Source organism: Nonomuraea sp. NPDC003707 (assembly GCF_053587055.1).
Genome location: NZ_JBSFNK010000062.1, coordinates 31,928 through 40,218 on the forward strand (window position 1 = coordinate 31,928; position 8,291 = coordinate 40,218).

The 8,291-nt window shown below is 71.4% G+C and carries 7 protein-coding genes; 3 read left to right on the plus strand and 4 right to left on the minus strand.

Translation table 11 applies throughout. The features are described from left to right. Nucleotides 1-47 precede the first annotated feature (47 nt). From ACWDRB_RS63085 to ACWDRB_RS63095, 3 genes are all read right to left on the minus strand, one after another. A complete protein-coding gene (locus tag ACWDRB_RS63085) occupies nt 48-1,763 on the minus strand; it encodes an ABC transporter ATP-binding protein (protein WP_449911643.1) in 1,716 nt (571 codons plus the stop codon). Beyond that, nucleotides 1,760-3,511 (minus strand): ABC transporter ATP-binding protein, encoded by a 1,752-nt coding sequence (locus ACWDRB_RS63090; RefSeq protein WP_449911645.1) that lies wholly within the window; start codon nt 3,509-3,511, stop codon nt 1,760-1,762. Before ACWDRB_RS63090 ends, ACWDRB_RS63085 begins: the two co-directional genes overlap by 4 nt. A gap of 344 nt (nt 3,512-3,855) precedes the next feature. Beyond that, nucleotides 3,856-4,428, minus strand: coding sequence for a dienelactone hydrolase family protein (locus tag ACWDRB_RS63095; protein WP_449911647.1), 573 nt, complete (start codon nt 4,426-4,428; stop codon nt 3,856-3,858). 659 nt (nt 4,429-5,087) lie between these two features. Between ACWDRB_RS63095 and ACWDRB_RS63100 the strand changes: the two genes are divergently transcribed. The 3 genes from ACWDRB_RS63100 to ACWDRB_RS63110 all read left to right on the plus strand — a co-directional run bounded on the left by ACWDRB_RS63100 (nt 5,088) and on the right by ACWDRB_RS63110 (nt 7,303). Next, on the plus strand, nt 5,088-6,023 hold the full coding sequence (locus ACWDRB_RS63100) for an aminoglycoside phosphotransferase family protein (protein ID WP_449911649.1): 936 nt from the start codon (nt 5,088-5,090) through the stop codon (nt 6,021-6,023). Nucleotides 6,024-6,248: 225 nt separating this feature from the next. Beyond that, a complete protein-coding gene (locus ACWDRB_RS63105) occupies nt 6,249-6,686 on the plus strand; it encodes a DNA-binding protein (protein ID WP_449911651.1) in 438 nt (145 codons plus the stop codon). A gap of 224 nt (nt 6,687-6,910) precedes the next feature. Further along, entirely contained in the window at nt 6,911-7,303 is a 393-nt protein-coding gene (locus ACWDRB_RS63110; RefSeq protein ID WP_449911653.1) for a nuclear transport factor 2 family protein, read from the plus strand. Between the two features lie 58 nt (nt 7,304-7,361). Here the strand turns inward: ACWDRB_RS63110 and ACWDRB_RS63115 are convergent, their stop codons facing one another. Then, nucleotides 7,362-8,150, minus strand: a complete 789-nt coding sequence (locus tag ACWDRB_RS63115; RefSeq protein ID WP_449911655.1) for a class I SAM-dependent DNA methyltransferase — start codon at nt 8,148-8,150, stop codon at nt 7,362-7,364. Nucleotides 8,151-8,291 lie beyond the last annotated feature (141 nt).

An 8,291-nucleotide genomic window follows, 5' to 3' on the forward strand; every position in this document is an offset into this window, starting at 1 on the left:
TTGTAGAGCATTTGTAGCGGTGTTGTAGAGTCTTCCCGAATAATGACTCAGCAAAATGACGTGAGGGCATATTCGGTGTTCCAGAAATCGGCGTAGCGGCCGCCGCGGCGCAGCAGTTCGTCGTGGCCGCCTTCTTCCACGATCCGGCCGCCGTCCAGAAAGACGATGCGGTCGGCGCGCCGGACGGTCCGCAGCCGATGCGCCACCATCACGACCGTCCGGCCCGCCATCAGGCGCTCGATGCCTTCGTGGACGGCCGCCTCGTTCACCGGGTCAAGCGCGGAGGTGACCTCGTCCAGCAGCACGATGGGCGCGTTCTTCAGCAGCGCCCGCGCGATCGAGACACGCTGGCGTTCGCCGCCGGACAGCAGCGCGCCGCCCTCGCCGACATTCGTCGCCCAGCCGCCGGGCAGCCGCTCGATCACCTCGTCCAGCCGCGCCGCGGCCGCCGCCGCCCGCACTTCGGCTTCGCCGGCGTCGGGACGGCCGAGACGTACGTTCTCCTCGATCGTGCCGTCGAAGAGATAGACCTCCTGGAAGACGATGGCGATCCGCGCCATCAACGCCTCGGTGCTGACGGCACGTACGTCCACGCCTCCCACGCGCACCGCACCCGCGTCCACGTCGTAGAACCGCGCCGCCAACTGCAGCAACGTGCTCTTGCCCGCCCCGGACGGTCCGACGACGGCGAGCCGCTGCCCCTCCGGCACGGACAACGACACATCGTCCAGCACCGTACGGCCCCCGTGCCTGAACACGACGGAGTCGAACTCCAGGGCATGGCCCGCCGGCTGGACCGGTTCGCGGGGTTCCGGCAGCGGCTCGGTGCGCAGCAGCGTGTCGAGCCTCGCCAGCTCGGAACGCGCGCCGCGGAGCCGGCCGCCGAGGTCGGCCAGCGACAGCAGCGGATCGGCGCAGCGGGCGGCGAGCACCAGGATGGTCAGCACCTCCGCCGCGCCGATGCCCCCGCCGAGCGCCAGGTAGGCGCCCAGGACCAGCAGCGCCGTGAAGATCGCCTGCACGGTGAGTGCCAGTCCCAAGGTGCCGGGCAGCGCCGACAGCACGGTACGGCGGGAGGCGCGCCGGACTTCCCGCAGCGAGCCGTCGAGCAGCTCGAAGCGTTCGACGGTCCGGCCGCCGGCCCGCAGCACCGGCTGGGCCTGGAGATATTCGATGACCCGCCCGGTGGCCTCGTGGTCGCGTTCGTGGCGGTCCGCGTCGGCGGCGGCCATCGAGCGTCCCGTCCAGATCTGGACCGCCGCCACGACCGGGACGGCGACCAGCGCGGCCAGGCCCAAGGGCGGGTTGAAGGCGAGCGTCACCGCGACGATCGTCAGCGGGGTCACGCAGGCGGAGACGAACGGCGCCAGCAGATGCGCGATCACGCTCATCGCCTGCAGGACGCCGCGGCTGGCCAGCACGGACACCTCACCGACCCGGCCGGCGCCGTACCAGCCCAGCGGCAGGCGGGCCAGATGATCGCCGAGCCGGTGGTACATGCCGCGCAACAGCACCGTCCCGACGCGGAAACCGGACAGATCACTGCGATAGCGCAGCACGGCGTAGACCGCGACCGAGGCCCCGAACGCGACCAGCCACGGCCCGGCGTCCGCGGGCGCGCTCCCGAACAGCGCCCGCAGCACGGGAACGAGCAGCGCGTAGGACAACCCCTCGGCCACCGCGGTCGTCGTCATCAGGGCCACGGTGCGACGCACCGGCCGGGCGTACTCGTCTCCGAGCACGCGCAGCAGCATTCGGATCATCGGGGCTCATCTCCCTGCGGTACGGTTTCGATCCCGTCTGCGACCGCCGACCGGTGGGATCTCCAGAGCGCGGCGAACTTTCCGTTCCGCGCCAGCAGCTCGGCGGGCGTGCCGCGTTCGACGATCGACCCGTTCTCCAGCATCACGACGGTGTCGGCGGCGGCGATCGTCTCCAGGCGATGGGCGATGACCAGCACCGTGCGATCGCCCGACGGCGTGGCCAGGGTTCGGCGTACGGCCTGCTCGGTGTGCGGGTCGGCGAAGGCGGTCGCCTCGTCGAGCACCAGGACGGGCGTGGCGGCGAGCAGCGCGCGTGCGATCGAGATCCGCTGTGCCTCGCCGCCCGACAGCCCGGTCTCTTCATGGAGCACCGTCTCGTACCCGCGCGGCAGCTCGAGGATGCGCTCGTGGACATTCGCCAGCCGCGCGGCGCGAACCACGTCATCGTGGCCGGCGTGCGGCACCGCCAGCGCGATGTTCTCCGCGACCGACGCGCGTAGCAGGCGGACGTCCTGGAAGACGAAGGAGACCAGCCGATACAGGTCCTGGCTGCCGAGCTCGCGCAGATCGGCACCGCCCAGGACGACCGAGCCGTGGGTCGGGTCGAAGAAGCGCGGCAACAGCTGAACCAGCGTGGACTTCCCGCTCCCCGACGGCCCGACGACCGCGGTGACCGTCCCCGGTTCGAGTACCAGGTTGATCCCGCGCAGCACCTCGTGATCGGCTTCGTACCCGAACCGGACGCCACGCAGCTCCACCCGGTGGCCCCGCGGCGCGACCGGACGCGCGGGCTCCGGCAGCGACCGCACCGCGAGCACGTCCCGGATCCGGCCGACCGCCCGCCGGGCGGCCTGCATGTCGTCGAAGCCGTGGCCGAGGGCCGCCACGGGAGCGGTCAGGCCCAGCCCGAGCAGCAGGAAGGGCAGCAGGTCGGGCGGGGTCAGGCCACCGTTCATGATCAGGGCCGCACCGCCGATCAGCACGACCAGCAGCACGAACGGCGGCGACAGCGCCAGCTGCATCCCCGCGGCGATCGCGGAGACAGCGCGCACCCACCGGAAGAAGGTGCCGGCGAAATCGTCCGCGGCCGTGCGGAACCTGCGGTGGGCGCGCTCGGATCCGCCGAACGCCTTGACCACCGAGATGCCCTGCACGAACTCGACGGCCGAACTCGCGATCCGTCCCATGGCCGCGTCGAACTCCTCCTGCTCGCGCAGCCGGGCCGGGATCATCATCAGGGGGACCAGCGCCACGGCCAGCACCACCGGTATCAACGTGATCAGCGTGAGCCGCCAGTCGACGGTGAACAGGTAGATCAGCGACACCAGCGGCACCACGAACGCGGCGACCAGCTCGCCGGGGGTGTGGGCGATGAACGGGTGCACGGCGCTCACGTCCTCCCCGACCACCTTCGCCAGCTCGCCGGTCCGGCGCCGGGAGAACCAGCCGATCGGTACGCGTCCCAGCCGCGCTGCCAGCTGCCGGCGGAACGACAGCTGCACCTGGCCGTCGAGGACGTGTCCGATCCCGGACGAGGCGGCCGTGAACAGCAGCCGTACGAACAGGCCGGCCGCACCCGCGATGACGACGGTCCAGACATGACCGTGATCGGCCGGGCCGGGCGACAACAGCGTACGACCCAGTTCGACGACCGCCAGCAGCGGCGCCAGCCCCGCGACGGCGCCGATGACCTGCAGGATCACAACGGCGGCGAAACTCCATCCGTAAGGGCGCAGCAGCCTTGCCATGCTCGGTCCCGCCGCGGGACCGGCGTCCTCCGGTGGTGGCGCGGACCGCTCCCTCGCCTCGGCAAGGCCAGTGGTGCTCATCATTGCGTCGATGCGCGGACTGGGGCTCTCATGACCGGAAATTCTCGTCCTGCTGCCGTTCGGCGGCGTCCTGCAGGCGGAGTCATCTGCCACTACCGCACCGGGATCAACGACCGACCGGACTACGCCGCCGGGAGTAGTTGCGCGACAGGAGGGCTGAGCGCTCCGCCCAGCTCGCCCTCCCACCCGAAGACGGCAACCGGCGCGTCCTGGCGCTCCTCACCCACCCCCGAGCTGGCGGGTAGATCCCTCGGGGCCGCCGGTCACAGGTCGGCGACGAAGTCCAGCGCGACGGCCCAGGCGCGCTCGGCGGCCTGCGCGTGGTAGTCGGGCAGGTCGGGGTCGGTGAACAGGTGGCCGACGCCCGGATAGCGGAAGACCTCCACGTCGGTCCGCGCCCGGCGCATCCGGATGTACCAGGCGTTCAACCAGTCGGCGGGTTCGTAGGTGTCGGGATCGGCCACGTGAAGCTGGACCGGCAGGTCGTCGGCCGAGAGGTCGTCGGCCATGTCGGAGGTGCCGTGCATCAGCAGCAGCCCTCGAGACTGCTCGTCACCCAGGGCGAGGTTCTGGGCGATCGCCGCGCCGAGCGAGAAGCCCGCGTACACCAGGCCGTCCGTGGACAGCGGGGCCGCCGCCGTCACGGCCCGCTTCAGCAGCTCATCGCGGCCGATCTCCTCCTTGATCGCGGTCCCCTCCTCGGGCGTGTCGACGACCCGGCCGTCGTACAGATCGGGGACGTGCACCTCGTGGCCGGCCGTCCGCAACCGGTCAGCGGCCTGGTGGACGGCGGGCCGCAGGCCGTACATCGAGTGCAAGAGGAGAATTCGTGCCATGCGCCGCAGCTTAGCCAGCGCTCGGGGTGGTGCTGACACGGCGGGCTCGGAGTCGTTGATGGGGGCGAGCCGATCCCCGTCGTCGGCGTGGATGCCCGTCCACCACGCCGACTGCCACGCCGTCAGCCTCCTCCAGCGCAGTGGATGGAACGGCCGAGACGTCCTGGTCCCAGCCGGGCAACGAGCGGCCCGTCAGGTCCTTGACGGCCTGCGCCGAGGCAGCCTTGGCACCCAGCACCTCGCCCGGGCCGCCACATCCGGCAGGATGTCCGATCCGCTGACCACGTTGAGGGCTTTCGCGGCCTCTCCACGAGGACTTCCCGCACAGCGTGGCGCTCGCGGCCGGGGCCTCCGAGCGTCGGGGGACGTGTTCAAGACGTTGATGCCGCCGACCTTCGCTCAGGTACGTCACGCTCTCGGGTACGTCACGCCGAGAGTCGGCCAAGGACACCGGCCGCCCACAGGCGGCTCCCGCTCGATCCGTGTTACCAACCGCCTGCCGATGCGCGGCCGGGGAGGGCGGGTCGGGCGCATGGGCGGGCCGGAGGGCTGGGGCGCTTGGCTTGGACTGCCGGACATCGGTCCGCACGACGACCGGTCCGGGACCGTCTCGCTGTGCGGCGCCTGCCGGGTTGCCGAGGGCCGCGAGGGAGTACAGCATGGCCCGGGTGCCGTGGGGAGGGATCGTGGACGACGAGGCGATGCGGGCAGTGGCGCGGGCGTACGGGCTGGGGGAGCCGGTCGGGCCGGCCGTGTACGCGGCGCGCGGCGAGTTGGGCCGGATCTGGCGGCTGGACACGGGGCGCGGTTCGTGGGCCGTGAAGGAGTTGCTCGTGCCCGCCGAGGAGAGCGCCGCCCGGCAGGACGCCGCGTTCCAGCTGGCCGCCGGGAAGGCAGGGGTGTGCCTGCCGCGGCACCTCACGACGGTTGAGGGCGACGTACTGCTCGACGGGAGGTGGCGGGTCTATGAATGGGTGGATCTGGTGCCGGGCGAGGTGGTCACGGCGGCCGAGCTCGGCGTGGTGACGGCCGGGCTCCATGGGGTGGGGCACCCGGCGACGGGGGCGGTGGCCCCGTGGTTCTCCGAGCCGGTCGGCCGGGACGCATGGGAGGAGCTGGCGGCGGCCGGGGGTGAGTGGGCGCCGATGCTGGAGCGGGCGCTTGCCGATCTCGTCGCGCTGGACTCCCTGGTCGCCCCGCCCGGCGCTTTCATCACCACCTGCCACCGCGACGTCAACGTGGAGAACGTGTGCCGGGCAGCCGACGGCGGCGTGATCGTGCTGGACTGGGAGAACTGCGGGCCGGCGCGCCCAGCGTGGGAGCTGGCGGGGATCCTCGTCGATCTGCCCCTGGAGGACGCGGTCGCGGCCTACCGCGCCTATCGGGGCGCGGGCGGGCCTGCGGTGGTGGCCGAGCCGGCCGACTTCTCGATGGCGATCGTGGTGCAGGGGCATTTGCTGGAGTTCTACGCCAGGCGTGCCCTGTCACCTGAGGAGTCGGAGGAGAGTCGCGGCAGGGCCCGGGCCCGGTTGCACGCGATGCTCGACCGGCCGCTGACGCCGGAGAGGATCGCCCACATCCTGGCGGCGCTCTGAGCCTCTCCCGGCTCTGACGGCCCGCGCGCGCCGCTCGTCTGGCGCGCTCCCTGCTGTCCTCAGTTTCCCGAGACAGCGACGCTCCTGAAAGGCGACATCGGTACCACCATGGTCGCCGCGGTCACACGCTTGATCGTTACGGCAGCGGCCTACTATCGCGATCTTAAACGCTCTGTTTAAAACAGTAAGTTGACATCGGTTTGAGTGTTGCGGCATCGTGAGCACATGCCCACAGATGCCGATCAGCACCTTGACCCCTTCACTCCTCCGCATCCGGAGCAGGCGCGCGCGCAACGCGTGTACGCGTCCCTGTTCCGGATCGCCGAGCGGCACGCGGTCACCGATGAGCAGCGCGGCCGGCAGATCCATGCGTCGGCCATCGGCCCGCACGAAGCCGTCAGGCTCGTGACGTTCCTGCTCAGCGGAGCCGCACGGCTCGATGACGGCGAGCCGGAGGTCGACCACGCCGACATCACTGCGGCGTTGAGCCTCCTCCCGCTGGTGCGCGGGGAGTTGGACGCGCTGGAGGTCAGCCTGCTGGAGATGGCGCGGGGGCGCGGCATGACCTGGCAGGAGATCGCGTTCGGGCTCGGGCTCGGCACCGCGCAGGCCGCCAGGCAACGCCACGAACGCCTCGCGGACCGTGTCGAAGACCTGGAGTAGCACGGACCTCCAGCCTCATCGTCCACGCTCGCCGAGGCCGGCCCGGCCGGCGAAGTTCGGGACGGTCTCTCAATGTCTGGATGAGCGGTGGCGGCGATCGCTGATGGGGGTCGATCCGCTCCGAGCCCCGCACGGCGCCTGGCGCTGGACCGGAGCACCCCGGATCAACGCGCCCCTGTGGCCGGCTTGACCTTGTCGCCAGCGTCAGCGTTTATCGTCGCGACATGAGCAGCTTCGATCGGGTCACCCTCCTCAAGCACGACCAGAGCTTCTTCGATGCCCTGGTGGCGAGCGATCTCGCCGTTCTGGAGGAGCTACTGGCCGACGACTTCGTCCTGGTCGGGGTCGAGGACGGGGCTGTCGCCGACAAAAGGATCCTGCTCGACCTGGTGGCCTCCGGCTCCCTGCGGTTCCCGCGGATCCACTCGTTCCCGGACGAGGCGATCGTCCGGGTCGTCGGCACAGTAGGCATCGTCGTCGGGCGTACCGGCATGAACTTCACCAATCCCGACGGCACCACGTTCAGCGCCGGAAGCCGCTACACCCATGTTTACGCCGCCGACGCCCACGGCGCCTGGCGCCTTGTCTCAGCCCAGGGCACGGCGATCAAGGCTTGATACCCGGCGCGGGCGTCTGGGTCGCGGTCGCCGCGGGGTCGTCGTCCTTGCGAGCCCGTCAGCCGGGCGGGTCGGACCGGCGGGCGACGTACAGGAGCCGGTCGTGGTTGTCCTCGTCGGCCGGGTCCCGTGCGGACGTCCCCACCAGCCCGTGGGTGGCCACGACGTGCAGTCCGGCCTGCTCGGCCACCTCGCGCACCGTCCGCTCGGAATGGTGCCGTTGCACGTGGCGCATCGACAGCCGCTCCCAGCCCGCCCCGTTCCGTTCGAACAGGTCGAACTGCGTGATCACGACCGCGTCGGCCTCGATCCGCGGGGACTCCGCGAACCAGGCCACGTACCGGTCGCCCCGGTCGGCGACCGTGGGGACGCTGAACATGCGGCGGTAGTAGCCGATGGTGTTCAGGTCGAAGACCAGCACCCCGTCCTCGGTGAGCTGGTCGCGCGCGGCCGTCAGCGCCTGTCGCAGCTGCTCTGCGCCGGTCAGGTACGTCATCGGCACGTCCACGCAGGCGACCACGTCGAAGCCGGTCAGTCCGGGCGGGGGCTCCTGCAGCCGTCCCACCAGGAACCGGATCTCCTCGGCCCCGGGCCGGCGGCGGGCCGTCGCGACCATCGCGGGGGACAGGTCGTAGCCGGTCACCTCGAACCCGCGCTCGCGGAAGGCCACGCTGCTGCGGCCGGTTCCGCAGCCGGCGTCCAGGAGCCGCCGTCCGCCCGACCCGTACCGATCGGCCGCCTCCACGAAGCGGGCCACCAGGCTGGAGGTGTCCAGCTGCGCGTTCAGCTCGTCGTAGCGGGCCGCGATGCCCTCGTAGGCGGCCAGCGTCTCGTCCACGTGCGACATGCGTGCCTCCTGGATGCGGGTGTCCCGCCGCGGCGCGAGCCGTGGGGGGGGGGGGGGGGGGGGGGGGGGGGGGGGGGGTGGGGAGACAAAAAAAAAAACCAGGAGAAAGGGAAAGAGGGGGGGGGGGGGAGGGGGTTTGGG